The sequence below is a fragment of the Microcystis sp. M53603_WE2 genome, assembly GCF_030065435.1.
This window is the reverse complement of the sequence record NZ_JASJFF010001316.1, coordinates 1-1,118: the sequence shown is the minus strand read 5'-3', so window position 1 is coordinate 1,118 and position 1,118 is coordinate 1. Positions and strand designations below refer to the sequence as shown.

Below are 1,118 nucleotides of genomic sequence, written 5' to 3'. Positions count from 1 at the left end.
TTTTTCATCTGGCTTTTTTCCGAGGAGGAAGGAGCGGCATCAGAAGCCCCAAAATCGACGGTTCCGGCGATAAATTGCCGGACACCAGCACCGCTACCGACGGAATTATAGTTAACGGTGACACCGGTGGCGTTTTTATAGTCGGCAAAATAACGCTGGTATAGGGGCGCGGGAAAGGATGCTCCTGCACCGTTCAGGGTTTGGGCGAAAGCTTCTCCCATCGTCCCTGCTAAGGCCGCTGCCGTGGCGAAGGAGACAGCACACACACGAGTTAGGGTAGCAGTTGAGAATATCATAAATTTTCTGGTTGAAGAATCCTGCACAATTGGGAAAGTTGAACTTTCTTCAAAATATAGTTTAAGGCATAAATATTACTTTTAAATCTAGAAATATTGGAGATTTTTTTGGTTAAGATTTGGTAAAATTTCGGTTAAGTTTGATTTAAAAAATTCACAGCTTTTGGCAACAATTTAGTTAGACCGATCAAGACAAAAATCTATTGTATCTATTCAAGGATGAAATCTTAATTTAAACCATCTGTTGGGGAGAAATTGCCCGGATAAAGCTTTTTATCTAGAGCAGGCTGAATAAATCTAAAAACCTTGTTGGATAAGACTTTTAGACTTTTTCCCATCAAAAAGTGCCGATCTTGGAAGTGATCTTGGGGAAATTTAGGCACTTTTTCCCTGAACATTAGGTAATTGACCACCTGATACTAAATCCGTTGAGTATAGGTTACTTATCAGGACAGGCACTCATGCAACAGGCAAGAGGCAAAAGGGTGAATAAATAATCAGTTTTTAATAACCGGATTTAGTATAAAAATGGGTAAAACCCCACACCCTGCACCCACGAAAAACTTTTTCAGCAGACCCTAATTAGGGTTGATCAAGCTTTTTGCCGGTGATTTGGCTAATATATACCCGTTGGCTAATCTTTACTCCTGATCTGGGGATTGTCCGAAAAGATGCTCTACAATTCGCTTAACTTCTGTACGGATGCCGGTGACTTCGTTGCGGAAAAACTGTCGATCGCTCTCAGCTTGAGTGATAAATTGATTTAAGCGCTCGTTGGTTCGTTCAAGACTCCCTGCTATTGTCCTAACTTCACGGGTTAGC

The 1,118-nt window shown here is 41.6% G+C and carries 2 protein-coding genes; both read right to left on the bottom strand.

Annotated features, from left to right (window positions below; translation table 11 throughout):
• The coding region (locus PX481_RS27590) for a substrate-binding domain-containing protein (protein WP_288097138.1) at positions 1 to 296 on the bottom strand (296 nt) is incomplete at its 3' end.
• Between the two features lie 641 nt (positions 297 to 937).
• Positions 938 to 1,118, bottom strand: a 181-nt coding sequence (locus tag PX481_RS27585) for a hypothetical protein (RefSeq protein ID WP_288097136.1), incomplete at its 5' end; no start/stop codon positions are given.